Raw genomic sequence first — 23,526 nt, 5'->3', positions numbered from 1 at the left:
GACAGCGCGGTCCGCCAGGACGTACCGGCTGGGCGCTTCGACCCGGCCAGCCCGGTCAGCGGCCGACCGGCTCCCGCCACATCGGCCAGAACGGCGTGCCGTCGGGCACCCGGAACGGCTCGCCGGCCCGGTAACCGTGCTTCGCGTACAGATCCCGGCCCAGCGGGCTGCTCGCCTCCAGGTACGCCGGCATCCCGTTGGCGTCCAGCCAGGCGTGGTGGTGCCGCATGAGCGCGGAGCCCAACCCCTGACCCTGCCGGTCCGGCTGGGTCGCCAGGAAGGCCAGGTGGTGGTGATCCGGATGAGGGTGGTTCGCCGCGAACAGCTCATCCAGATACTGGAACCGGTCGGTCCACTCGCCGCAGGCGGCAGCCAGCCGGGCGTCGTACTCCGGCGGCGGCGGAGCCGGCTCGCCGACCGACGGGAACCAGACCGCGACCGAGGCCCGGTCCGCGGTGGCGTGGACGATGCCGTGCCGCATCGCGTGCCCGACCAGAATCTCGAAGTCTCCGGTCAGCACGGCCTCCCGCTTGCTCGCGTCGGGCACCAGCCATCGCGTCACCTCCAGAACGGTGAACGCCTCAGCGATCCGGGCAGCCACGAGGGTGGTCTCCTCCGGCCCGAGTTGCTCGATGACCACACTCATCGGGTCACCGTCGCATCGGCCGGCACCTCCGGTTGGACGGCAGCAGCGGCGCTCGCCGCGCCGAGACCGATCCGGGCGTACGTGGTCGGGCGGTTGCTGCGCAGCACCAGCGCCCAGGCGATGCCCAGCGCGGCTGCCACCGGGTACACGGCGGGCAGCGCCCAGCGCAGGGTGGAGTCCGGCTCGACGCCGAGCAGGTTGGCGAAGTTCGACACGGCCAACCAGATGATCACGAAGAGCGCGATGGTGGCCAGGCCCGGTGCGATCGCCCGCCGCCAGAGGTTCTCGCCGCTGTCGCCGTGAGAACGGGCGAAGTAGGCGAGCACCGCCACCGAGGTGGTGGCGATCAGCAGGAGCACGCCGAACCCGCCGGTGGTGCCGCCCCAGAAGAACAGTTGGACGACCGGGTCCCAGCCGTTGACCGCGTACAGCAGGATGACCACCAGACCGAGGACGCTCTGCGCCACCGAGGCGGCCCGCGGCGCCCCGGTACGGGCCGAGGTCTGCCCGAACACCGCCGGCAGCACCCGCTCGCGACCGAGCGCGAACGTGTAGCGGGCCGTGGTGTTGTGGAACGAGATCATCGCGGCGAGCACCGAGGTCAGGAAGAGCGCCTGCCCGATGGTGACCGCGGTGTCTCCGAGGTGCGCGGCGGCCAGGTTGAAGATCAGCCCGACGCTCTGCTCGCCGGCCGCGGCGACGATCTTGTCGGGCCCGACGGCGACCGTCATGGTCCAGGACGACAGCGCGTACAACCCGGCGATGATCGCCACCGAGAGGTACGTGGCCAGCGGCACCGTCCGCTTCGGGTCCTTGCTCTCCTCGCTGAAGACCACCGCGGACTCGAAGCCGACGAAGCCGAGGATGGCCAGCACCAGCACCGCGCCGACGCCCGGCACGAAGAGGTTGTCCGGCGAGAACGCGGCGAAGCTGACCTGACCGTCGGCCGGGTTGCCGATCTGTCCCAGGTCGAAGATGAGGATCACCACGATCTCGGCGACCAGCAGTGCGGCCAGGACCTTACCGTTGAGGTCCACCCGGAGCAGGCCGAGCAGGCCGACCAGCGCCCACGCCACCAGGGCCACGATGGCCCAGTGCGGGTGTCCGCCGAAGATCCGGTCGAGCACCGGCTCGGCCGCCACACCGATGGTGCCGTACAGCCCGACCTGCAGCGCGTTGTACGCGATCAGCGCGACCCAGGCGGCGCCCACGCCGGCCGGTCGACCCAGACCGCGGGAGATGTAGGCGTAGAAGGCGCCGGCGTTCTCCACCCGGCGGGACATCGCGACGTAGCCCACCGAGAACAGGGCGAGCACGGCGGCGACCAGCAGGAAGGCCAGCGGGATGCCGGTCACCCCGACGACGCCGTAGCCGGTGGTGACGACGCCGGCCACCACGGTCAGCGGCGCGGCGGCGGAGAGTACGAAGAAGATCACCGAGGGGATGCCGAGGCGGCCTCGGGCCAGGGCTTCGGAGACGTTGCTGGGTCTGTCGACTGTCGATGTCGGGCGCATACGACTACTCCGATCGAGGGGGAGGGTTGGGAGTTACCTGGGGGATCAGGGAATGCCGCGGAGCACGGCGGCGCCGACGGCAGCCTCGGTGTGCCCGACGAGTTCCTTCAGGGGTGCCGGCAGCGCGGGGATGAGGACGTTCAGCCGGTGGTGGGCGCGGGGGCCGGCGCTCCACAGCACCTCGCGGGTCAGCCCCGCGGCCACGACCAGGCCGAGCAGCAGGGCGTCCGGCACGCTCGGAGGGTCCGGCCGGTCCAGTAGTGCCCGCAGCCGGGTGGCCGGCCAGGCCACCGCGTTGAGGTCGATCGGCAGGTAGCTGACGGAGGTACGCAGCAGCCGACGGCTCTCCTGGCGGCGCAGCACGCCGGCGCGGGCCAGCCGCTCCCCCACCGAGGTCGTCGCACTCTGCGCCAGGAAGCTGAGCCAGGTGCGCAGCTCCCGGTGCTGGGACTCGCCGATCAACTGGTCGAGCACGGTGTGCGCCAGCGCGTCAGCCGGGGGGCGCCGGTCCATGACGGTGACCTGCCCCGCCGACACGGTGATGTGTCCATAGAGGAGCAACTCGCCGAGCAGCCCGCTGGCCAGCCCGAGCCCGGTCGCCGCCGGATGCAGTTTGGCCTTGCCACGACTGTCGTTGTGCGCCATCAGGAAGAACTCGTCGGCGATGAGCAACAGGTCCTCCCACACAGCTGCGTCCATAGTGATCACGACCGGGAAAGGATGCACCGACAGCTACTGCAACGCAACTCCCAGATTTGAAAGTTGCACTCTGTACAGGCCCGACCTGCGGATCTTGTCGTGGCAGACTCGGACGGTGACCGCCACCCCCGCCATCCGACCCGCCGCCAGCCCGACCGTGCGCCGTCGACGCATCGCCAGGGAGCTCCGCCAACTCCGGGAACGCGCGGGTATGACCCTCGACGTGGCCGCCCGCCAACTCGACATGTCGAAGAGCAATCTCTCCCGGATCGAGACCGCGCAGATCGGCATCAAACCCCGCGACGTCCGGGCGGCGCTCGCCCTGTACGAGGTCACCGGTTCGGACGCCGAGGCGCTGATCGAGATCGCCCGAGGGGCACAGCAGCGCGGCTGGTGGCAGAACTACAGCGACGTGCTGCCCGAGTGGTTCGAGTTCTACGTCGGATTGGAGGCCGAAGCGGCGGCGCTGCGCACGTACGAGGCCGAGTCGGTGCCCGGGCTGCTGCAGACCGAGGCGTACGCCCGGGAGATCTTTCGGCGCACCGCGGGCGAGGACGGCCTGGAGCGCAAGATTGCCGCCCGACTGCACCGACAGGAGGTGCTGCGCCGCGACAACCCGGTCCAGTTATCGGTGGTGCTCAATGAGGCGGTGCTGCTGCGCCCGGTTGGCGGCACCGCGGTGATGGCCGAACAGTTGATCCATATGAGCAGGATCGCGCAGTTACCCAACGTGACAATTCAGGTACTTCCATTCGCGGCCGGCGGGCATCCGGCGATGAGCACCCCGTACGTGATCCTCAACTTCGCCGATGCTGCCGACGCGTCCGTGGTTTACCTGGATAACCTCACGATGGGACTGGCTCTGGAAGAAGTCGATCAGGTGCTCGGGTATAGCCTTCTGCACGAGGAGCTGTGCCGGATGGCGCTCGATCCGACGGCGTCGGTGACCCGTCTTGAGCATGCTTCTCGTTACTTTGCGTGACCGCTTCGGCGGCACGCCGACGCAGACGAGAGGGACCCCGGATGACGGCGTTCGACCTGACCCGAGCGGACTGGCGCACCAGCACGCGCAGCAGCGGCAACGGCAACTGCGTGGAGGTCGCGACAGCCGCCGGTCAGGTCGCCGTCCGGGACAGCAAGGACCGCTCCGGCCCGGTGCTCGCCTTCGGCCCGGCGGCGTGGCGGTCCTTCGTGCTCGGCGTCGGCGAGGTCCGTCGCCACTGAGGCACCCGCGCCGGTGCGAGACTGGGCCGTGCTCTCCGACGTAACCCTGGACCTGCCGGTACGCCCGGTGCTGCCGGCGCTGGTCGCGGCACTCGACGCGGCCGGCGCCGGCGTCCTGGTGGCCCCGCCGGGCACCGGCAAGACCACCCTCGCGCCGCTGGCCGTGGCCGACCGGGTGACCGGTCGGGTGGTGATCGCCCAACCTCGCCGGGTGGCGGCCCGCGCCGCCGCCCGGCGAATGGCCGAGCTGCTCGGCGAGCGGGTTGGCGAGCGCGTCGGCTACGCGGTCCGCGGCGAGCGCCGGGTCGGCCCGGCCACCCGCATCGAGGTGGTCACCACCGGCCTGCTGGTCCGGCGGCTGCACCACGACCCGGAGCTGCCCGGCACCGGGGCCGTGCTGCTCGACGAGTGCCACGAACGGCAACTCGACGCCGACCTCGCGCTGGCCTTCACCGTGGAGGCGCGGGCCACCCTCCGACCGGACCTGTGGCTGCTGGCGATGTCCGCGACCCCGGACACCGACCGGTTCGCCGCGCTGCTCGGCGGGTCCGCCCCGGCCCCGGTGGTACGGGCCGATTCGGCGCTGCACCCGGTTCAGCGGATCTGGGCGCCGCCAGCGCGCCCGATCGCCCCGCCCGGGGCCGGACCGGTGGACCGGGCCCTGCTCGACCACGTGGCCGCCACCGTCCGGCGGGCGCTGCGCGAGCACGACGGCGACGTGCTGGTCTTCCTGCCCGGCGCGGGCGAGATCGCGGCGGTCACCGGCCGGCTGACCGATCTGCGGGACACCGTCGCGCTGTTACCGCTGCACGGCCGTCAACGTGGCGCCGAGCAGGACGCCGCCCTGCGTCCCGCCGATCGACGCCGGGTCGTGCTGGCCACCGCGCTGGCCGAGACCAGCCTGACCGTCCCGGGCGTCCGGGTCGTGGTGGACGCCGGGCTGTCCCGGGTGCCCCGCATCGATCTGGCCCGCGGACTGGGTGCGCTGGTCACCGTGCCGGTCTCCCGTGCCGCCGCCACCCAGCGGGCTGGTCGGGCTGGTCGGGAGGCCCCCGGGTACGTCTATCGCTGCTGGTCGGCGGCGACCCACGCGCGGCTGCCCACCCGAGCCGAGCCGGAGATCGCCACCGCCGACCTGACCGGCTTCGCGCTGGAGCTGGCCGCCTGGGGTCGGCCGGACGGCGTCGGGCTCGCGCTGCCTGACGCGCCACCGGCCGCCGCGATGACGGTGGCCCGGGACACCCTGCAAACCCTGGGCGCGGTCGACGCCGACGGCCGGATCACCGCACGGGGGCGGGCGATCGCCGCCGCCGGGGCGCACCCCCGGCTGGCCCGGGCGCTGCTCGACGGCGCCGGTCGGGTCGGCGCCGACCGGGCGGCCGAGGTGGTGGCCCTGCTCGCCGAGGAGAGCACGGCCGGCCCGGGCGACGATCTGGTCGCCGGCTGGCGTCGGCTGCGCACCGGCGTCGACGCGGGCGCGACCGCCCGCTGGCGCACCGAGGTACGCCGGCTGCGTGCCGCACTGCCGGTCGACGCCCCGCACGGGGGCCGCACCAGATCCGGCCAGGGCGGCCGAACGGCCGGACCGGGAACCGGCGGACGGGCCGACTCCACAGGGCGGGCCGACGCTGCTGGGTTGAGCGACGATCTCGCCGCCGGGCTGCTCGTCGGTCTGGCGTACCCGGAACGGTTGGCGCGGGTGCGGCGGCCGGGCGGCTCGGCGTACCTCATGACTGGCGGGACCGCCGCGGAGCTGGCGGCCGGGTCGGGGCTGGCCGGGTCCGACTGGCTGGCGGTGGCTGTCGCGGACCGCACCCCCGGCGCGCCGTCGGCCCGGATCCGCCGGGCCTCGCCGCTGGACGAGGCGACGGCCCGGGAGGCGGCCGGCCCGCTGCTGCGCACGAGCCGCGAGGTCGGCTGGTCCGACGGGGACGTGGTGGCACGGGAGGTGACCCGGCTGGGTGCGATCGAGCTGATCCAGCGGCGACTGGACCGGCCGGACCGGGCGGAAGTGGCCGCGGCGTTGCTGACCGGTCTGCGCCAGGAAGGGTTGCAGCTGCTGCCCTGGACTCCGGCGACGCGGGCACTGCGCGAGCGGCTCGCGTTCCTCCGGCACCACCTGGACGCCCCGTGGCCGGATGTGAGCGACGAGGCGTTGCTCGACGCCGCGCCGAGCTGGCTGGGCCCGGAGCTGGCCGCCGCCCGGCGCCGGGCCGACCTGGCGCGGGTGGACGTGACGTCGGCGCTGCGCCGGCTGCTGCCCTGGGCGCAGGCCGCCCGCCTGGACGAGCTGGCCCCGGAGCGGATCGAGGTGCCGAGTGGCTCTCGGATCCGGGTGGACTACACCGATCCGGGGGCGCCGGTGCTCGCGGTGAAACTTCAGGAGACGTTCGGCTGGGCGGCGGCCCCACGCGTCGGCGACGGGCGGGTGCCGGTGTTGCTGCACCTGCTCTCCCCCGCCGGCCGGCCGGTGGCGGTCACCGCCGATCTGGCGTCGTTCTGGCGTACCGGCTACCCGCAGGTCCGCTCCGAGTTGCGCGGGCGCTATCCCCGGCACCCGTGGCCGGAAGATCCGAAAACGGCGCCGCCCACCCGGCATGCCACGCCACGCCGGCGCTGAGCGCCGGCCTACTCCTGCACGACGTCGGCCACCACCACGGTGACGTTGTCCGGTGCGCCGGCGTGCAGTGCCAGATCGATCAGCTTGCCGACGCAGGCGGCCCGGTCCGGATAACCGGTGAGCACCTCGGTGAGGGTGTCCGGGCGGACAACGTTGGACAGGCCGTCGCTGCACAGCAGCCACCGGTCGCCGGCCCGGGGCACCATCGTCGCGTACGACGGGGAGACCTCCTCGCCCTGCAACGCCTGGGTGACCACCGCGCGGCGCGGGTGGCTGCTGGCCTGGTCCGCGGTGATCACACCCTGGTCCACCAACATCTGGACGAACGTGTCGTCCCGGGTGACCTGCTTCAGCACGCCCTCGCGGAACAGGTAGGCCCGGGAGTCGCCGACGTGCGCGAGGGCCAGGCAGCTGCCGGTGCGGGCGAAGAGCAGGGCGGTCAGCGTGGTGCCCATCCCCTGGCGCTCGGGATCCTCGGCGACCGCCTGACGGATCCGGGCGGTGGCCAGCGCGATGCCACCCTCGAGCGCGGCCACCAGGACGTCCTCGGGGGTCTCCACGTCCAGCGGGGCGAACGCGTCGATGGTGAGGGCGCTGGCCAGGTCGCCGGCGGCCATCCCGCCCATGCCGTCGGCGACTGCGACGAGCCAGGTGCCGGCGTGCAGGGCGTCCTGGTTTCCGCTGCGGATCAGCCCACGGTCGCTCGTTCCCACGGAACGCAGCTTCAGGGTCATGGGAGGCAGCCTGCCAGGCGGAGGGCGCAGTTGTCTCTAGGAGATCACGGCGATGGCGCGTGGCGCGGCCAATCTCACGTTCACGTGTCGGCGCGTCGCAGCGCACCCGCCGGGCCGGCCGCCCTCGGCGGATGTCACAACCCATCCAACCAGATCAATTGACAGGACGTACCGGCACTGGAAGCATCGAGCCCGTTACCTGGGAGCGCTCCCAGCTAACGGGCACCACCACCGTCCCCTTTCCGTCCCGGAAGGACTCCCCGTGACGCCATCTCGACGCCGCCTCCTTTTGGCCGCGGCGACCAGCCTGGCCCTTACCGGCGCGGGCGCCGGCGCGGCCCACGCCGACCCACCACCGGACGCCCCCGAGCAGATCGACAACGGCGACTTCAACGCCGGAGTGAGCCCCTGGTTCTCCTTCGGCACCGGCCCGCTCGCGGTCACCGACGGCCGGCTCTGTACCACCGTCGCGGGCGGGCTCGCCAACCCGTGGGACGCCGGTATCGGCCAGGACGGCGTACCGCTGATCGCCGGCGCCGAATACACCCTCGGCTTCGCCGTCTCCGCCACCCCCGGCGCCGCGGTCAAGGCCGTGCTGCAGCTCGGCAGTGCCCCGTACACCACGTACGCGGCCGTGGACGCCACCGCGACCGGCACCGTCCAGCGGGTCGAGCAGACCTTCACCGTCCCGGACGACAACCCCAACGCCCAACTGATCTTCCAGGTCGGCGGCGCCGCCCAGACGCAGACCATCTGCCTGGACGACGTCTCGCTGCGCGGCGGCGAGCCACCCGAGCCGTACGTGCCGGACACCGGGCCACGGGTGCGCGTCAACCAGGTCGGCTACCTGCCCGGCGGCCCGAAGAACGCCACCGTCGTCACCACGACCACCGCACCGCTGCCCTGGCAGCTGCGCTCGTCCACCGGCGCCGTCGTGGCGAGGGGCACCACCACCACGCGCGGCGTCGACGCCGCCTCCGGGCAGACCGTGCAGACGGTCGACTTCTCCAGCTACCGCACTCCGGGCAGCGGGCTGACGCTCACCGTCGACGGTGAGACCAGCCACCCGTTCGACATCTCCGGCGTCCTCTACGACCGGCTGCGCTCCGACTCGTTGCAGTTCTTCTACGCCCAGCGCAGCGGCATCGCCATCGACGGCAGCCTCATCGGCGACGAATACGCCCGACCCGCCGGGCACCTCGGCGTGGCACCCAACCAGGGCGACACCAGCGTGCCCTGTCAGCCGGGAGTCTGCGACTACTCGCTGGACGTGCGCGGCGGCTGGTACGACGCCGGCGACCACGGCAAGTACGTGGTCAACGGCGGCATCGCCACCTACCAACTGCTGAACACCTTCGAGCGGACCAAGACGGCGGCCACTGCGAAGGGCGGCGCCGGCCTGGCCGACGGCACCCTGCGGGTGCCAGAGCGCAACAACGGCGTGCCGGACATCCTCGACGAAGCCCGGTGGGAGCTGGAGTTCCTGCTGCGTATGCAGGTGCCGGCCGGCAAGCCGCTCGCCGGCATGGTCCACCACAAGATCCACGACCAGAACTGGACGGGTCTGCCGCTCGCCCCGCACGACGACGCGCAGCCGCGCGAGCTGCACCCGCCGTCGACCGCGGCCACCCTCAACCTGGCCGCCACCGCCGCCCAGTGCGCGCGGCTCTACGCCCCCTACGACGCGGCGTTCGCGGCCCGCTGCGCCACCGCGGCGAAAACGGCGTATGCCGCGGCCAAGGCACACCCAGCGGTGTACGCCAGCCCGACCGACGGCACCGGCGGCGGCGCGTACGACGACAGCAACGTCACCGACGAGTTCTACTGGGCGGCGGTCGAGCTGTACCTGACCACCGGTGCGCAGAACTACCTGACCGACCTCACCGCCTCGCCGCACCACACCGGCAACGTGTTCGACTCGCGGGGCTTCGGCTGGCAGGGCGTCGCCGCGCTGGGCCGCCTCGACCTGGCCACCGTGCCGAACGGGTTGCCCGCCGCCGATCTCACCCGGGTCCGCGCCTCGGTAACCGCCGCCGCCGACGCGTACCTCGCCGAGCTGCGCCGGCAGGCGTACGGGCTGCCGATGCCCGGGGACGCCGGCAGCTACTTCTGGGGTGGCAACAGCAACGTCATCAACAACGCCGTCGTGCTGGCCACCGCCTTCGACCTGACCCGCGGCGCCACCTACCGCGATGGCGCCGTGCAGGCGATGGACTACCTGCTCGGCCGCAACGCGCTCAACATTTCCTACGTCACGGGCTGGGGCGAGCACGCGGCGCAGAACCAGCACAGCCGGATCTTCGGCCACCAGCTCGACCCGACCTTGCCCCGACCGCCCGCCGGATCCCTCGCCGGTGGCGCGAACGCCGCCCTCCAGGACCCGTTCGCGGCGAAGTTGCTCGCCGGCTGCGCGCCGATGTTCTGCTACGTCGACGACATCAACTCGTACGCGACCAACGAGGTGGCGATCAACTGGAACTCGTCGCTGGCGTGGATCTCCTCGTTCCTGGCCGACCAGGGTGACGCCGGTGCGGTGCCGGCCACCACCTGCTCGGTGCGCTACGACAACTACGGCGCCTGGCAGGGCGGCACCGGGTTCACCGCGCAGCTGACCATCCAGAACACGGGTGCCACGGCCGTCAACGGCTGGAGCGTGCGGTTCGCGTTCACCGGCGACCAGCGCGTCCGTGAGGCGTGGACGGCCAAGGTCACCCAGGCCGGCGCGACGGTGACCGCGCGCAACGAGTCGTACAACGCCAAGATCGCGCCCGGCGGCACGGTGATGTTCGGCTTCAACGCGACGACCACCGGCGGCGCCAACCCGAGTCCCGGCCTGGTGACCGTCAACGGAGCTGCCTGCTCGTTGAGCTGAGCCCGGTCCTGGTGGCCGCCCGGGGAAGGCGGTCACCAGGACCGCACCATCACGCGGCCGGCGGGTCAACCGCCGGCCGTGTTGTGCTTCGCGACCAGGCCGGGAAGTGCGTCCAGCGAGTCGAGCCGGAACAGGCACCCCTCGGCCACCGTGGTGGGGTCGAGGATGTGCCCCCACGGGCCGCGCCGGATCAGGCACGTCTTCATGCCCGCCTCCAGGGCCGGGCGCACGTCGTTGTCGGGCCGGTCGCCGACGTACAGGATCGACGACGCGACACCACCGCCCGCGGCGACGACCCGCTCGAAGAACGCCGGTGCCGGCTTCGCGACGCCCCACCCGTGCGACGTGCCGATCATGTCCACCGGGAGGTCGAGAGCGCGCAGGATGACCTCCGCATGAGCTGGCTGGTTGCCGGCCAGGCCCACGAACAGGCCCTGGTCCTTCAAGGACTTCAGGCAGCCTCGCGCGTCCGGGTACAGGTCCTCCTCGGCGAACGACTCCGGCTGGCCGGCAGCCGCCCGGCGCTCCAGCTCGGTCGTGAGATCGAAATCGGGGCGGAAGACCCGGAACGTCTCCTGATAGTCCAGACCCCGGGCGATCACCGCGCCGAAGACGGCCGAGAACGTGTGCCGGGGCACACCGAGCCAGTCGGCCCAGGCAGCGAACTCGTGAGACTCGTCGAGAATGGTCCCACCAACATCGAAGATGACCGTGTCAATCATGTCCATCCCCCGTTGACGCTCGCACCGTCGGTGAAGCATAGACGGGTGCACGAACGCCACAGGCTCCCATGATCATCTACGGCGCGCGGCGGTGTGCCGCTCCGCAGGACCGTTCGGGGCGAGCGGGGCGGGGTGCCTGGCGGGTGACGCTGTCGAGCTGATGACGTGAACGAATCACCGGGCACGCCGTAAAAACGATGGATCGGTCGCGCCGAGTGAGCCATGGTGACGCCATGGATGGCGACGAACTGGCTGGCGCGGAGCGTCGGGTGTGGGCGGCGATGCCGGCCGGGACGCGAACCGCGTTGGCCGGGCTGTCCGGCGCGGACCTGCGCAGTCTGCTGTTGAGCGTGGCCCACGACCGGGCGGCCGCCGTGCGTCCACCCGAGGTGGTACGACGGTGGCGCGAGGACCGCTTCGTCCGCCCGGCCCGCGCCGACCCACGCGTGCTCGCCCGGGTGGAGGCCCGGATGTGGCAACTGCTGCCCGCCGACGTCGCCGGAGTGGAGCTGTCGCCGGTCGTACCGGTCGGCACCTGCTCGGCGGTCGGACCAGTCAGCCAGAACAGGATCGTCACCACGATGCGCGCCAGCGAGGTGCTGAGCGACCCCACCAACGCCCTCGCCATCGAGGCGGCCGTGCGTCGTCGCCGAAAGAGCGAGGTGCACCTGGCCGCCGCCCATCGGGTGCTGAGGGCGCAGGATTTCGGCAGCGGCGCGTCGGCGCACTTCCGGCTCTTCGCCCTGGTGTCCAGCGCCCGGGACACTGGCTCGGGCGGCACGCAGGCCCGGCTGCTGGTCCGGCACCTCACCTACTGGCGGGCCGTGCTCGCCGAGTTGGCACCGACGGCCGGGCCTCGGCTGCACGTCACCACCTTCGACGACCGGGTGGTCCGGGAGCGGCTGGTCGACACCGTCCGACCAGCGCTCGCCGGCGATGTGGTGCCGCTAATGGACGAACCGGAGCGGTCTCGTGGTCGCGGCTACTACACGGGGTGTGCCCTGCGGATCACCGTCCTGGGCGGCAGCCTGGAAATCGGCGACGGCGGCCTCACCGACTGGACCGCCCGGCTTAGCGGCGACGCCAAGGAACGGTGCCTCGTCTCCTGCCTCGCCACCGAACGTCTGGTGGACAGCATCAGCCGCTGAGTCCGGCTCAGCCAAAACCTTGTTCACCTTGCGAGTGTCACTCGTTGCCGCCGTCCGAAGCAGCCGAACCTGGCCCGCCGAGCGAGCCCGAAACTGTCGTACACCTGTTCTATCGTCGGTCCATGTTGCAGGAGTTGACGCAGGCGGAGGCGGCAGTCGCCGACTGCCTCGACGCGTCGGCGTGGGCTCTTCCGGAGCAAGATCTCATCGCGGCACTCGACGCCGCTCACCGGCTTGAGCAACGTCTGGCCGCGGTCAAGCTGACTCTCGTCCGGGAGCTTGACGGTCGAGGCACCGCGACCGCGCAGGGCGCGTCCTCGACTACCGTGTGGTTGCGGAACCGACTGCGGCTCGGGGTTGGTGCCGCCCGTCGTCTGGTCGAGCTGGCGGCGACGCTCGATGCCGCCCCAGCCGGTGTGCGGGACGCGTTGGCCGGTGGAGCGGTCGACGTGGAGCAGGTCCGGGTCATCGCCGACACGGTTGAAACCGTCCACACCGCCGCCGGGGCAGAGGCCGCCGACAAGGCCGTCGGCGTCCTCGTCGACTGGGCGGCGCAATTCGACGCCACCCTGTTACGCAGGCTCGGCACCCGCATCCTCGACCACGTCGCCCCAGAGGTCGCCGACGCCGCCGCGCAGGCGGCGTTGCGGGCGCAGGAGGCACGCGCCGCCCGCGACCGGCACGTCACCATCAGCGAGCAGACCGACGGCCGGCTGCGCCTCACCGGCATCCTCGACACCGAAGCCGCCGCCCTGCTAGGCGCCGCCATCGACCCACTCACCACGCCCACCGGGCCCGACGACACCCGCACCCCGGGGCAACGCCGCCACGATGCCGTCGCCGATGTGTGCCGGCTCGCGCTGCGCACCGGTCAGCTACCCGAGAACGGCGGCGACCTCGCTCAGGTCGTCGTCACCACCACCTACGACGGATTGACGCGGCAGTTGGGCAGCGGCGCTCTCGACATCGGCCCGCACCTCACACCCGAGGCCGTGCGCCGGCTGGCTTGCGACGCCAACATCCTGCCCGCCATCCTCAACGGCGCCGGTCAGGTCCTCGACGTCGGCCGACAACGCCGACTCATCACCGGACCACTCCGACGCGCCCTCGTCCTGCGCGACCGCGGCTGCGCCTTCCCCGGCTGCGACCGACCACCCCGCTGGTGCGACGCCCACCACATCCACCACTGGACCGACGGCGGCCCCACCAGCCTTGCGAACGCCGTCCTGCTCTGCGGCCACCACCACCGACACATCCACCACAGCGACTGGGCCGTCCAACTCGGCGGCGACGGCCACCCCGAGTTCATCCCGCCAGCCTGGCTAGACCCCGACCAACTACCCCGCCACAACCATTACCACCGACGGACGTGACCACGACCCACACACGGGCATGACTACGGCACCCGCGGCAAGGTGCACGGCGGAATTGACGTCCACTCCTCGGTCCGCTTCTACGAGGGCTGTGGCTTCACCACCACCCACTCGTTCAGCATCGTGCGCCCGGGACGCGACCCGTGGCCCGGGCAACTCCTCATCCGCCGGCTCCGCTGAGTGCTCGTCCGGCACATAGACGGGCTCCCACCTGTGCGGCGCACCGCACGGGGCACCGGTATGCGCGCCTCGGATCTAGCGTCGAGGCATGCGTACCGAGGCGAAGATTCGCGGCCGATTGTCGCCGCTGCCGCCGCCCGGTCGACTGCGCACCCTGTCGCTGGCCACCCTCGCCAACACCGTCGGCACCGGGCTGTGGGTGACCGGCGTGGCGCTCTACCTCACCCGCGCCGTCGGGCTGAGCCCGACGCAGGTGGGGCTCGGGCTCAGCATCGCCGGCCTGGTCGGGCTGACCGCCAGTGTGCCGCTCGGCGGGCTCGCCGACCGGCGTGATCCACGGACCCTCCGGGCGGTCCTCCAACTGGCGCAGACCGCCGTCGCCGCCGCGTACTTGCTGGTGGGCTCGTTTCCGGTCTTTCTGCTGGTGGCCACACTGGACGCGCTGCTGATCTCCGGCAACCTGGCGGTCCGGGCCGCGCTGGTCGCCGCGGTCGGCGGCCCGGACGGCCGGGTGCACGCGTTCGCCACTCTGCGCGCGGTTGCCAACCTGGGCGTGGCGTTCGGCGCTGGGCTGGCCGCGTTCGCGCTGGTGGCGGACACCGGGTGGGCGTACCGGCTGCTGGTGCTCGGCAACGTCGTGACCTATCTGGTCTCGGCGGCGCTGATCATGCGACTTCCGTCGTATCCGCCGGCCCGGCGGCCCCTCCGGCCGGGACCTGGCCGGGCGTTGCGCGACGGGCCGTTCCTCGCGGTGGCCGGAGCCTCGGCGGTGCTCTCCCTGCACTCGGTGGCGCTGACGGTGGTGCTGCCGCTGTGGGTGGTGGCCCACACTGATGCGCCGCTGGTGACGGTGTCCGCCGTGCTGCTGGTCAACACGCTGCTCACCGTGCTGCTCGCGGTACGACTGAGCCGGGGTGCCCGGCACGCGCTGCCGGCGGCGGCGGCGATGCGCCGGGCCGGGCTGGTGCTCGCGGCCGGGATGCTGCTCTGGGCCGTGACCGGCGCCGTACCTACCGCGGTGGCGATCGGCCTGCTGCTGGGCGCAGCCGTGGTTTACACCCTCGGCGACCTGTGGCATGCCGGAGCCGGGGCGGCGCTGGCGTACGACCTCGCCGCCCCGGATGCCATCGGCGCCTACCAGGGGGTGGATGCTCTGCTCGCCGGGCTGGCCCGTGCGGCGGGGCCGGCGCTGCTGACCTGGCTGATCCTCGACGGAGGCCCGATCGGCTGGCTGGCCCTGGCCGGGCTGCTCGCCGCCACCGGTCTGGCCGTGCCGCCGCTCACCCGACGGGCTCTGGCCGGCCGTGCCGCCGACCGTTCACCGCGAGGGACGGTCAGCGATCAGCCGATCTCCTCGTCGACGTAACACCAACGCCAGGTCTCGCCCGGCTGCACTGAACGGATCACCGGGTGGCCGGTGGACTCGAAGTGCTTCGTGGCGTGCTGGTACGGCGACGAGTCGCAGCAACCGATGTGCCCGCAGCTGAGGCAGGCCCGCAGGTGCACCCAGTCGGCGTTGCCGATGGCGACGCAGTCGGGGCATTCCTCGGTGGTGCGCGGCTCCACCGCGTCCGCCTCGGTCAGGTGCTGACAGCTCACTTCTCGACCTCCCGCAGCAACGACTCCTCCAGGTCCAGGTCACGATAGGCCCGTACCAACACCTCCTCGGGGACCGCTCGGCGCAGCCGGTCCACTGCGGCCGCAGGGGCGCTCTCGGCCAACTCGTCGAGGCGGTCCTGGGCGGCCCGGCTGGCCTGTTGCTGCACCCCGGCGGCCGACAGCGCGTCCTGCACCGGGTCGTCCTGCGCCAGTTTCAACCGGCGGGCGACCAGCGGCAGGGTGGCGCCGAGGGCCAGGCAGATCGCGAACGGCAGCTGCGGCAGCAGCAGGTGCAGCACGAACCCGACCACGAACGCGGTGAACAGCACCAGGCCGACGGGGAGCAGCAGGATCGGCCGGATGTTGTTCTTGAACGCCGGCACCAAGGTTTCCAGCGCGGCGACGTACAGCAGCGGCGGCAGGATGCCGGGTGGCGATCGCCAGGAAGACGACGACCGGAAACAGGCTTTCCATGGGGTACGAGCCTAGGGGCCCGCCGGCCCGAACCTCGATCAGCCAGCCGGGCGCAGCTTCGGCAGCACCTCCGCGCCGAACGCGTCGATGAACCCGCGCTGCTCCTGCCCGACGTGGTGCAGGGCGATCTGGTCGAAGCCGAGCTGCACGTATTCCTCCAGCCAGCCGACCTGCCGGCCCAGGTCGGCCGAGATGTTCACCACCTCGGCGACCCGCTGCTTCGGAACGTCGGCCGAGACCACGTCGAAGTGCTCGACGGTGTCCAGATCCCAGCAGACCGGCGGGGCGAAGACGTTGCTGCGCCACTGGTCGTACGCGAGTGCCTCGGCCTGCGCCTGCTCCGGCGCCCAGGAGACGTGCACCTGCAGGTGCAGCGGCCCGCGCCCGCCGGCGTCCCGGTACGCGTCGATCATCTCGCGCAGGTGCTCCACCGGGGCGTTCACAGTGATCAGGCCGTCCGCCCATTCGGCGCACCAACGGGCGGTGGCCACGCTGACGGCGGCGCCGACCAGCGCGGGCGGCTGCTCGGGGCGGGTCCACAGCCGGGCGCGATCCACGCGTACCAGGCCGTCGTGGCTGACCTCCTCGCCGGCCAGGAGCGCCCGGATCACGTCCACGCACTCCCGTAGCCGGGCGGCGCGTACGTCCTTGCGTGGCCACGGGTCGCCGGTGATGTGCTCGTTGCTGGCCTCGCCGGTGCCCAGCGCCGCCCAGAACCGGCCTGGGTACATCGCGCCGAGGGTGCCGATCGCCTGCGCGATGATCGCCGGATGATACCGCTGGCCGGGTGCGTTGACCACGCCGAACGGCATGCCGGTGGCCTGCAGCGCGGAACCCAGCCAGGACCAGGCGAAGCCGGACTCGCCCTGCCGGGCGCTCCACGGGGAGAAGTGGTCGGAGCACATGGCGGCGTCGAAGCCGGCCCGCTCGGCGTGTATCACCGCCTCCAACAGGGCGCGCGGACCGATCTGCTCGTGCGAGGAGTGAAAACCGAACAGCGTCATGCCCGCACTTCCTACCCACGGCCGCTCCCGCTGATGCCTGCCCCGGCGCGAGCTGACCCGGCGTGCGTTACTCGGCGTGCGCGGCCGCGCCGGCCGAGGCGGCGCCTTCGCCCATCCAGACCGTCTTGGTGTTGCAGAACTCCCGCATGCCCAGCGCGGACAACTCCCGCCCGTAACCGGAGTTCTTCACACCGCCGAACGGCAGCTCCGGGTAGGACGTGGTCATCCCGTTGATGAAGACGTTGCCCGCGTCCAGGTCGGTGGCGAAGCGCTCCTGCTCGGCCGGGTCCCGCGTCCAGGCGTTCGAGCCGAGCCCGAAGCTGGTGCCGTTGGCGACCTCGATCGCCTCCTCGTACGACGACACCCGGAACAGGCCGGCCACCGGCCCGAAGACCTCCTCGGACCACATCCGCATCTGCGGGTTGAGGTCGGTGACCACGGTCGGCGGGTAGAACCACCCGTCACCGGCCGGCAGCTCGCCGCCGCACAGCACGGTCGCGCCGCTGTCCGCCGCGTCGCGGACCTGGGCGTGCACCTCGTCGCGGCCACGCTCACTGGCCAGCGGCCCCACGTCGGTGTTCGGGTCCATCGGGTCACCGACCCGCAGCGCGGCCATGTTCGCGGCGAACTTCTCGGCGAAGGCGTCGAACACGTCGGTGTGCACGATGAACCGCTTCGCGGCGATGCAGGACTGGCCGTTGTTCTGACAGCGGGCGGTGGTGGCCACCTCGGCGGCCCGGTCCACGTCGGCCGACGGCATCACCACGAAGGGATCGCTGCCGCCGAGTTCGAGGACGGTCTTCTTCAGCTCCCGCCCGGCGATCTGGGCGATGGAGCGACCGGCGGGCTCACTGCCGGTGAGCGTGGCAGCGCGCACGCGGGGGTCGCTGAGGATCCGCTCGACGGCGTCCGAGCCGACCAGCACGGCGGTGAAGGCCCCCTCGGGGAAGCCGGCGCGGCGGAACACGTCCTCCAGCAGCAACGCGGTCTGCGGCACGTTCGAGGCGTGCTTGAGCAGACCGGTGTTGCCGGCCATCAGCGCCGGTGCGGCGAAGCGCATCACCTGCCAGAGCGGGAAGTTCCACGGCATCACCGCGAGCACGACGCCGATCGGCTGGTAGCGGATGAACGCCTGGATCGCCTTCACGGCGGCCGCGTCGGCCGGCTCGTCGGCGAGGAACGCCGGTGCCCTGTCCGCGTAGAAGCGAGCGGCCGCGGCGCACTTGGTCACCTCGGCCTGCGCGGCGACGTAGGTCTTGCCCATCTCCGTGGTCATGATCCGGGCGATCTCGTCCCGCTCGGCGTCCAGCAGGTCGGCCGCGGCGTTCATCCACCGGGCACGCTGGTCCACGGTGGTCTCCCGCAGCTGCTGGTACGCGAGGTCGGTGCGCTCGATGGCACCGTCGAGTTGCTCGGTGGACATCGCCTCATAGGTCTTGAGCACCTTTCCGGTGGCGGGGTTCGTGGTGGCGATGTGGGGCATCTCGTCCTCCTGTCACTCGAACAACGAGTGCTTGACGCCCGGCTCCTCGCGATGGCGGGCGGCCCGACGGCGCTGGATCACGACCAGGTCGACCACGGCGACCACGGCGAAGATCGCGCAGAGTACGCCAAGCCAGGCGAGGCCGGCCCAGAACGCCAGCACCGCGAAGAGCACCATGGTCACCAACCCGAAGCTGGCCAGGGTGAGCCGGAGGTTCAGCGCACTGTTCGCGTGGCCGACCGTGCCACGGGCGCGCCGGGGCTGCGATCTCGTCATACTCCCCGACCTACCCCCGATCGGCCGGGTTAACCGGCGCCGCGCGCTCCCACACCCTTCGGCGCGGTGTGCTCCGGCACATCCGTTCGCGCCGCGGCCCCGCCGGCCGCAGGATGGGCGTATGTCAATGACCCTCGCCGTGCCGGTGACCGTCGCCATCGCCCGCCGTGTCGATCCGGCCCGGGCCAGCGAGATGGTGGCCTGGATGCGGGCCGGCACCGCGCTGGCCGAGGCGTTCCCCGGGTTTCTCGGCACCGGCTGGGTGCAGACCGGCCCCGGTTCGCCGGAGTGGCACATGCTCTACCGCTTCGCCGACGCCGAGACGCTGCACCGGTGGGAGGAGTCGCCGCAGCGGCACTGGTGGCTCAGCTCGGCGCAGGGCATCGTCGAGCACACCCGGGTCGAGCGGCGTACCGGGATCGAGGGCTGGTTCGACCCGCCACTGGCGCATTCGGTGGACCCGGTGGAGCCGATCCCGCCCGCGTCGCCGCCGAGGTGGAAGCAGGCGGTGACCATCTGGCTGGCGTTCTTTCCGCTGAGCCTCACCGCCACCCTGCTGACCAGCCGCTTCCTCGACGCTGTGCCGCTGGCGGCGCGGGTGCTGCTGATGACGATCTGCCTGACCCCGCTGATGACCTACCTGGTGCTGCCCCGGATCACCCGGGCACTGCACTGGTGGTTGCACGGCCAGCCGGCGCCCTGGCGGGGCTTATAACACCCCGCCGCCGCCAGCGTCGGCGCTCTGCCGCATACCCGACAGCAACTTCCCGGAAAGCCCTGTTCTACGCATAGAGTTACCGCGCTGTCGCTCTCTGCTGCGGGAACGGGGAATGCCATGCCTCGACGCTGGGTCGCCGCCCTGGCCTGTCTCGCGGCGCTCGTCGCGCTGGCCTGCGAGGGCGGCACCTCCGCGGCACCCCGCCCCACCGCGAGCACCCCGTCGTCGAGCGGGCCGGGTGGCATCGCCGCGCTCGGCGACTCGATCAGCACCGGCTTCGCCTCCTGCCTGGTGCTCACCTCCTGCGAGCGCAACTCCTGGTCGACCGGGGACGGCCTGCGCGTGCGGAGCCACTACCGGCGGCTGCTCGACCAGAATTCGGCGATCCGCGACCGGACGTACAACCACGCCCGTCCCGGCGCCCGCGCGGACGCCCTCGAAGGCCAGGCCCAGGCAGCGGTACGCGACCACGCCGACTACGTCACCGTGCTGATCGGCGCCAACGACGTGTGCCGGGGCGGGGTGGACGCGATGACGCCGGTCGCGCAGTTCCGGGCGGACGTCGACCGGGGCCTACGGGTGCTGCGGACCGGCCGGCCGAAGGCCCGGGTGTTGGTGGTGAGCATCCCCGACCTCTACCGGCTCTGGGAGGTCGGGCACGACGACCCCCGGGCGGCACGCGCGTGGCGGCGGGGCATCTGCCCGGCCCTGCTGGCCGAGGCGACCTCGACGGCGCCCGCCGACCGGGCGCGCCGGGCCGCCGTCCGGGACCGGATCGACGCGTACAACGCCCAGTTGGTGGCGGCCTGCCGGGCGTACGGCTCACGCTGCCGCCACGACGGCGGCGCGGCGCACAAGGTCCGGTTCACCCTGGATCTGCTCAACCCGCTGGACTGGTTCCACCCCAACGCCACCGGCCAGGGCCGGCTCGCCGAGGTGACCTGGCGCGCCTCCGGCATGGCCGACTGACCAACCGGAAAAGCCTGTCAGGGGTGGCGGGGCTCCGGGACGGAGGTGCCCCGTGAGCGGTAGACGGCGCGGGAACGCTGCGCGAGGTCCTTCGTGGCCGACGAGTTGGCCCAGGTGCCGAGCACGATGGCCGCACCGGGGACGATCTTGGCGACCATCCGCTTGGCGGCCCGGACGCCGGCCATCTGGGCCAGCCGGATACCGAGTTGCAACATGACCCGACCGAACGGGCGCTGCCCGCCCAAACCAAAGAGCGCGTCGGCGCGTTCCCGGCCGGCGGCCACTCCGAGCGCCAGCCGGGCGCTCTCGGCGACCTTGTGCACGCGTTGCAGCACGAGCAGCTCGGTGGCCCGGTCGCTGTGCACCGGGTCGACGTCGTACGCGGCGGCGATGTGCAGCACCATCCGCGCCTGGGTCCAGGCCAGCACGCCCACATCGATCACGGCGCCGGGCAGCCCGGCAGCTCCGGAGACCGCGCCGGACAGACGGGCCAGGTTGACGAACTTGCGGGCCGCCTGGTCGGCCAGGACGTCGGCTGACACCCCCGGCTGCTCGGTCCGGGCCCGGCCGGCCCACTGCACGGCTTCCGGCCCGAGCCGGCGCACCGCCTCGAGGGCAAGGTGCTCGGGGGCGTACTGCGGGTCGCCGCGCATCCGGTCCCAGAGAGGGGCCGGCGGACCCTCGGGGGCGTCCACCGGCCCGGTCGGCAGGCCGACGGACGGCGCAGGAGTGGGGGCGGCGGGCTGGCCGCCGACGGGCGGGGTGTCGGTCACCGGGTCTCCCCTGGGGTGGGAACGGCGGACAGGGCGGCCGATGCAGCGGTCAGCGGCGGCGGTTGGACAGCCGGGCGGCCAGACCCTTGAGCTTCTGCTGGTTGCCGGGCTTGGCCATCTCCCGACGGCCTCGCTCGATCAACTGCTGCCCCTTCGGCGATTTCAGGAACGTGGTGATCCGCTGCACCAGTGACATGGCGTCCTCCTGTCGGTGATCCCTCTGTCATGTGTACCCCGACCCCACAACACATGTACCCGGGACGCGACAGCCGCAACCCTGACCGTCCATAGTGGGCGGAAGGTTACCGCCCCGCCGGCACGATGGCGTCGACGACCCGGGTGGCCCGCCATTCGTGCTGCTGGTAGTGCTCGGGGTACGCGGAGATCTGCACCGCCTGGGCCGCATCGGTGAGCCGCATCCGCTGCCAGCCCGGCACCTGCTCCAGCGCGGCGAGGAACTGCCGGGTGGCGAACTCGGGGTCCATCAGCTGACCAACCGGGCCCCAGCCGCTGCTGGAACGCTGCTGGAACAACCCGACCGAGTCGTGGTCCCAGCCGATGCCCTGGTGCGGGTAGTCCTGTGACTCGGGCAGCACACCGCTGGCCACGTTGTAGAGGTTGCTCTCCTGCATGGCGGTGGCCACCGCGATCACCAGACCTCGGCGGGGGACCCCCATCTCGCGGCCGGTGCGGACGATCGCCTCGGCGTTCTCCATCTGGTCCTCGTCCAGCCCGGCGACGGGCGCCGGGTCGGTCGGGCTGGCCGAGGCGACCTTCGGGGCCGGCGCGGTGGTGTCCGGGTCGACGGGGGTCGCCACCGCGGACGGGGCAGCGGCCGGGCTGGTCGGGGCAACTGCGCGGTCGAGACCACGGGAGGCGGGCTGCTGTTCGGCGCGCTGCGCCAGCTCCGAGCTGGGGAGCGGGTTACCCGCCGCGCCGGTCTCGTCGCGGACCTGCGCGACAGCGGCCAGGCCGAGGCAGCAGACCACACCGGTCGCCAGCGCCACCTGCGCCCGGCGTCGGCCGCTCAGGTTCCGGGCGTACGCCCGGAACCGACTCGCGGCGTTTGTCCGTTCGGCTGAGGTGCCATCCTCCGTATCGGCAGTGGGGCTGCTCGGGGCGTACGGGTCGTCGAGAGTGCCGTCGTCACGCATCAACCGAGGCTAGGCAGGCGGAAACCCTGAACACGCACGGTGATCATGTGGTGCTCGCCACAGATCGGGCCGGTACTGGTGGACGACCGGGACGGGTCGACGCGCCCGGGGAACGTACCTCGCGTACCGGATGAAGCTGGCGGCGCACGCAGGCGGACACGGCGGGTGACAGGCCCGGACATCGGGCCACCCGGCCTGACATGATCGACAAACTCGGCCTTTGAGCCGAACCAGCCCTCGGCCGATCGGTCGACGGGACCAGCCTGGCGGCGTAATCAGATGATTCGTCCGGTCATGCCCATCGCCCGGGCGACCGATCGCCCCGCGCAGGAATGCACCAGGATGGCGGGTAGTTTGCCCGAACGGGTGCCCTCCATCGTGTCGGCATCCCGCAGGCACATTTCAGGGAGGTCCGCACCGGTGCTCGACCCACATGAGCTCTACCAGCTCACCGACGATCTGCCCGACCTCGGGCAACCGGTCCTGATCCAGGCCCTCACCGGGTTCGTGGACGCCGGCAACGCCAGCCGGCTGGCGCGCGAGCAGTTGCTCACCTCGCTGGGGGGCCGGCCGATCGCCACCTTCGACGTCGACCAACTCTTCGACTATCGGTCGCGACGACCGGTGATGACCTTCGTCGAGGACCACTGGGAGAGCGTCGACGCGCCCATGCTGGAGCTGCAGCTGCTGCACGACGACGACGAAACCCCATTCCTGCTGCTCACCGGCCCCGAGCCGGACCTGCAGTGGGAGCGTTTCGTGGCCGCCGTGGCCGGGCTCGCCGCCCGACTGGACGTCCGGCTCACCGTGGGGCTCAATTCGATCCCGATGGCGGTGCCGCACACCCGGCCGGCCGGCGTGACCGCGCACGCCACCCGCCCCGAGCTGATCAGCGGGTACGAGCCCTGGCTGCAACGCGTCCAGGTGCCCGGCAGCGTCGGTCACCTGCTGGAGTTCCGCCTCGGCAAGCAGGGCCGCGACGCGCTGGGCTTCGCCGCCCACGTGCCGCACTACGTGGCGCAGACCGAGTACCCGGCCGCCGCCGAGGTGCTGCTCGCCTCGGTGTCGCGCAGCACCGGGCTGCTGCTGCCCGGCGACGGACTGCGCTCGGCCGCCGAGGTGGTTCGGGTGGAGATCGACCGGCAGGTCGCCCAGACCGAGGACGCCGCCGCCCTGGTCCAGGCCCTGGAGGAGCAGTACGACGCGTTCGCCCGAGGTCGGGGCGAAAAGAACCTGCTCGCCCCGGATGCCGGGCCACTGCCCACGGCCGACGAACTCGGCGCGGAACTCGAACGGTTCCTGGCCGAACAGACCCGTCCTGGCGACACCCCGGGCAGCTGACTG

General features: G+C 72.3%; 23 protein-coding genes and 1 pseudogene. 11 read left to right on the top strand and 13 right to left on the bottom strand.

Going from position 1 to position 23,526, the window contains the following annotated elements:
• Positions 1-55 precede the first annotated feature (55 nt).
• The 3 genes from OG811_RS21125 to OG811_RS21115 are packed head-to-tail and all read right to left on the bottom strand — an operon-like array spanning position 56 to position 2,859.
• Positions 56-646, bottom strand: coding sequence for a GNAT family N-acetyltransferase (locus tag OG811_RS21125; protein ID WP_406068113.1), 591 nt, complete (start codon positions 644-646; stop codon positions 56-58).
• Entirely contained in the window at positions 643-2,160 is a 1,518-nt protein-coding gene (locus OG811_RS21120) for an APC family permease (protein ID WP_406068112.1), read from the bottom strand. Before OG811_RS21120 ends, OG811_RS21125 begins: the two co-directional genes overlap by 4 nt.
• 45 nt (positions 2,161-2,205) lie before the next feature.
• A complete protein-coding gene (locus tag OG811_RS21115) occupies positions 2,206-2,859 on the bottom strand; it encodes a GPP34 family phosphoprotein (RefSeq protein ID WP_406075841.1) in 654 nt (217 codons plus the stop codon).
• Positions 2,860-3,016: 157 nt separating this feature from the next.
• On the opposite strand from OG811_RS21115, the gene OG811_RS21110 reads away from it, so the two are divergent.
• The 3 genes from OG811_RS21110 to hrpB are packed head-to-tail and all read left to right on the top strand — an operon-like array spanning position 3,017 to position 6,703.
• Complete coding sequence (locus OG811_RS21110; protein WP_406075839.1) at positions 3,017-3,841, top strand: helix-turn-helix domain-containing protein; 825 nt, start codon at positions 3,017-3,019, stop codon at positions 3,839-3,841.
• Between the two features lie 41 nt (positions 3,842-3,882).
• Positions 3,883-4,083 carry a DUF397 domain-containing protein gene (locus OG811_RS21105; RefSeq protein WP_406068111.1) on the top strand — a complete coding sequence of 67 codons (201 nt, stop codon included), beginning with the start codon at positions 3,883-3,885 and terminating at the stop codon, positions 4,081-4,083.
• A 28-nt stretch (positions 4,084-4,111) separates the two neighbouring features.
• Entirely contained in the window at positions 4,112-6,703 is a 2,592-nt protein-coding gene (hrpB, locus tag OG811_RS21100) for an ATP-dependent helicase HrpB (RefSeq protein ID WP_406075837.1), read from the top strand.
• Positions 6,704-6,711: 8 nt separating this feature from the next.
• Here the strand turns inward: hrpB and OG811_RS21095 are convergent, their stop codons facing one another.
• A complete protein-coding gene (locus OG811_RS21095; RefSeq protein ID WP_406068109.1) occupies positions 6,712-7,437 on the bottom strand; it encodes a PP2C family protein-serine/threonine phosphatase in 726 nt (241 codons plus the stop codon).
• Positions 7,438-7,699: 262 nt separating this feature from the next.
• On the opposite strand from OG811_RS21095, the gene OG811_RS21090 reads away from it, so the two are divergent.
• Positions 7,700-10,309 carry a glycoside hydrolase family 9 protein gene (locus tag OG811_RS21090; RefSeq protein ID WP_406068107.1) on the top strand — a complete coding sequence of 870 codons (2,610 nt, stop codon included), beginning with the start codon at positions 7,700-7,702 and terminating at the stop codon, positions 10,307-10,309.
• 65 nt (positions 10,310-10,374) lie between these two features.
• On the opposite strand, the gene OG811_RS21085 is transcribed toward OG811_RS21090, so the two are convergent.
• Positions 10,375-11,031, bottom strand: a complete 657-nt coding sequence (locus tag OG811_RS21085; protein ID WP_406068106.1) for an HAD family hydrolase — start codon at positions 11,029-11,031, stop codon at positions 10,375-10,377.
• A 233-nt stretch (positions 11,032-11,264) separates the two neighbouring features.
• Here OG811_RS21085 and OG811_RS21080 point away from each other — a divergent pair, with 233 nt between their 5' ends.
• The 4 genes from OG811_RS21080 (at position 11,265) to OG811_RS21065 (ending at position 15,098) form a co-directional block, all read left to right on the top strand.
• Positions 11,265-12,179 carry a hypothetical protein gene (locus OG811_RS21080; RefSeq protein ID WP_406068104.1) on the top strand — a complete coding sequence of 305 codons (915 nt, stop codon included), beginning with the start codon at positions 11,265-11,267 and terminating at the stop codon, positions 12,177-12,179.
• A 122-nt stretch (positions 12,180-12,301) separates the two neighbouring features.
• Positions 12,302-13,552 (top strand): DUF222 domain-containing protein, encoded by a 1,251-nt coding sequence (locus tag OG811_RS21075; RefSeq protein ID WP_406068103.1) that lies wholly within the window; start codon positions 12,302-12,304, stop codon positions 13,550-13,552.
• A 42-nt stretch (positions 13,553-13,594) separates the two neighbouring features.
• Positions 13,595-13,732 (top strand): hypothetical protein, encoded by a 138-nt coding sequence (locus OG811_RS21070; protein WP_406068101.1) that lies wholly within the window; start codon positions 13,595-13,597, stop codon positions 13,730-13,732.
• A gap of 88 nt (positions 13,733-13,820) precedes the next feature.
• Entirely contained in the window at positions 13,821-15,098 is a 1,278-nt protein-coding gene (locus tag OG811_RS21065) for an MFS transporter (RefSeq protein ID WP_406068100.1), read from the top strand.
• Here the strand turns inward: OG811_RS21065 and OG811_RS21060 are convergent.
• The 5 genes and pseudogenes from OG811_RS21060 to OG811_RS21040 form a co-directional block, all read right to left on the bottom strand.
• Positions 15,074-15,331: a UBP-type zinc finger domain-containing protein gene (locus tag OG811_RS21060; protein ID WP_406068099.1), complete on the bottom strand. Its 258-nt coding sequence runs from the start codon at positions 15,329-15,331 to the stop codon at positions 15,074-15,076. The genes OG811_RS21065 and OG811_RS21060 overlap by 25 nt on opposite strands.
• Positions 15,332-15,567: 236 nt before the next feature.
• Positions 15,568-15,759, bottom strand: a pseudogene (locus OG811_RS21055) (cation:proton antiporter); the annotation flags it as partial.
• A gap of 84 nt (positions 15,760-15,843) precedes the next feature.
• On the bottom strand, positions 15,844-16,809 hold the full coding sequence (locus tag OG811_RS21050) for a TIGR03885 family FMN-dependent LLM class oxidoreductase (protein WP_406068097.1): 966 nt from the start codon (positions 16,807-16,809) through the stop codon (positions 15,844-15,846).
• Between the two features lie 67 nt (positions 16,810-16,876).
• Positions 16,877-18,292: an NADP-dependent succinic semialdehyde dehydrogenase gene (locus OG811_RS21045; RefSeq protein WP_406068096.1), complete on the bottom strand. Its 1,416-nt coding sequence runs from the start codon at positions 18,290-18,292 to the stop codon at positions 16,877-16,879.
• 12 nt (positions 18,293-18,304) lie between these two features.
• The gene (locus OG811_RS21040) at positions 18,305-18,568 is read right to left on the bottom strand and encodes a DUF6343 family protein (protein ID WP_406068094.1); all 264 of its coding nucleotides are present in this window, start codon (positions 18,566-18,568) and stop codon (positions 18,305-18,307) included.
• Between the two features lie 121 nt (positions 18,569-18,689).
• Between OG811_RS21040 and OG811_RS21035 the strand changes: the two genes are divergently transcribed.
• Positions 18,690-19,283 (top strand): antibiotic biosynthesis monooxygenase, encoded by a 594-nt coding sequence (locus tag OG811_RS21035; RefSeq protein ID WP_406068093.1) that lies wholly within the window; start codon positions 18,690-18,692, stop codon positions 19,281-19,283.
• A gap of 120 nt (positions 19,284-19,403) precedes the next feature.
• Positions 19,404-20,255, top strand: a complete 852-nt coding sequence (locus tag OG811_RS21030) for a GDSL-type esterase/lipase family protein (protein ID WP_406068092.1) — start codon at positions 19,404-19,406, stop codon at positions 20,253-20,255.
• 17 nt (positions 20,256-20,272) lie between these two features.
• Here OG811_RS21030 and OG811_RS21025 read toward each other — a convergent pair whose 3' ends face one another.
• The 3 genes from OG811_RS21025 to OG811_RS21015 all read right to left on the bottom strand — a co-directional run bounded on the left by OG811_RS21025 (position 20,273) and on the right by OG811_RS21015 (position 22,182).
• A complete protein-coding gene (locus OG811_RS21025; RefSeq protein ID WP_406068091.1) occupies positions 20,273-21,028 on the bottom strand; it encodes an EcsC family protein in 756 nt (251 codons plus the stop codon).
• A gap of 49 nt (positions 21,029-21,077) precedes the next feature.
• A complete protein-coding gene (locus OG811_RS21020) occupies positions 21,078-21,224 on the bottom strand; it encodes a hypothetical protein (RefSeq protein WP_406068090.1) in 147 nt (48 codons plus the stop codon).
• 106 nt (positions 21,225-21,330) lie between these two features.
• On the bottom strand, positions 21,331-22,182 hold the full coding sequence (locus OG811_RS21015) for a peptidase M23 (RefSeq protein WP_406068089.1): 852 nt from the start codon (positions 22,180-22,182) through the stop codon (positions 21,331-21,333).
• A gap of 420 nt (positions 22,183-22,602) precedes the next feature.
• Between OG811_RS21015 and OG811_RS21010 the strand changes: the two genes are divergently transcribed.
• Positions 22,603-23,523 carry a proteasome assembly chaperone family protein gene (locus OG811_RS21010; RefSeq protein ID WP_406068087.1) on the top strand — a complete coding sequence of 307 codons (921 nt, stop codon included), beginning with the start codon at positions 22,603-22,605 and terminating at the stop codon, positions 23,521-23,523.
• The last annotated feature ends 3 nt before the right edge of the window (positions 23,524-23,526 follow it).

This window comes from Micromonospora sp. NBC_01638 (genome assembly GCF_045209745.1).
In the GTDB taxonomy this organism is placed as follows: domain Bacteria; phylum Actinomycetota; class Actinomycetes; order Mycobacteriales; family Micromonosporaceae; genus Micromonospora.
Note: the sequence above shows the minus strand (reverse complement) of the source record. Positions and strands in the feature narration are given on the sequence as shown.

Coding starts and splice junctions, on each gene's coding strand:
- OG811_RS21125 (WP_406068113.1), bottom strand. CDS start 646: ATGAGTGTGGTCATCGAGCAACTCGGGCCGGAGGAGACCACCCTCGTG.
- OG811_RS21030 (WP_406068092.1), top strand. CDS start 19,404: ATGCCTCGACGCTGGGTCGCCGCCCTGGCCTGTCTCGCGGCGCTCGTC.
- OG811_RS21035 (WP_406068093.1), top strand. CDS start 18,690: ATGTCAATGACCCTCGCCGTGCCGGTGACCGTCGCCATCGCCCGCCGT.
- OG811_RS21120 (WP_406068112.1), bottom strand. CDS start 2,160: ATGCGCCCGACATCGACAGTCGACAGACCCAGCAACGTCTCCGAAGCC.
- OG811_RS21040 (WP_406068094.1), bottom strand. CDS start 18,568: ATGACGAGATCGCAGCCCCGGCGCGCCCGTGGCACGGTCGGCCACGCG.
- OG811_RS21050 (WP_406068097.1), bottom strand. CDS start 16,809: ATGACGCTGTTCGGTTTTCACTCCTCGCACGAGCAGATCGGTCCGCGC.
- OG811_RS21020 (WP_406068090.1), bottom strand. CDS start 21,224: ATGTCACTGGTGCAGCGGATCACCACGTTCCTGAAATCGCCGAAGGGG.
- OG811_RS21045 (WP_406068096.1), bottom strand. CDS start 18,292: ATGCCCCACATCGCCACCACGAACCCCGCCACCGGAAAGGTGCTCAAG.
- OG811_RS21080 (WP_406068104.1), top strand. CDS start 11,265: ATGGATGGCGACGAACTGGCTGGCGCGGAGCGTCGGGTGTGGGCGGCG.
- OG811_RS21115 (WP_406075841.1), bottom strand. CDS start 2,859: ATGGACGCAGCTGTGTGGGAGGACCTGTTGCTCATCGCCGACGAGTTC.
- OG811_RS21095 (WP_406068109.1), bottom strand. CDS start 7,437: ATGACCCTGAAGCTGCGTTCCGTGGGAACGAGCGACCGTGGGCTGATC.
- OG811_RS21105 (WP_406068111.1), top strand. CDS start 3,883: ATGACGGCGTTCGACCTGACCCGAGCGGACTGGCGCACCAGCACGCGC.
- OG811_RS21015 (WP_406068089.1), bottom strand. CDS start 22,182: ATGCGTGACGACGGCACTCTCGACGACCCGTACGCCCCGAGCAGCCCC.
- OG811_RS21075 (WP_406068103.1), top strand. CDS start 12,302: ATGTTGCAGGAGTTGACGCAGGCGGAGGCGGCAGTCGCCGACTGCCTC.
- OG811_RS21065 (WP_406068100.1), top strand. CDS start 13,821: ATGCGTACCGAGGCGAAGATTCGCGGCCGATTGTCGCCGCTGCCGCCG.
- OG811_RS21085 (WP_406068106.1), bottom strand. CDS start 11,031: ATGATTGACACGGTCATCTTCGATGTTGGTGGGACCATTCTCGACGAG.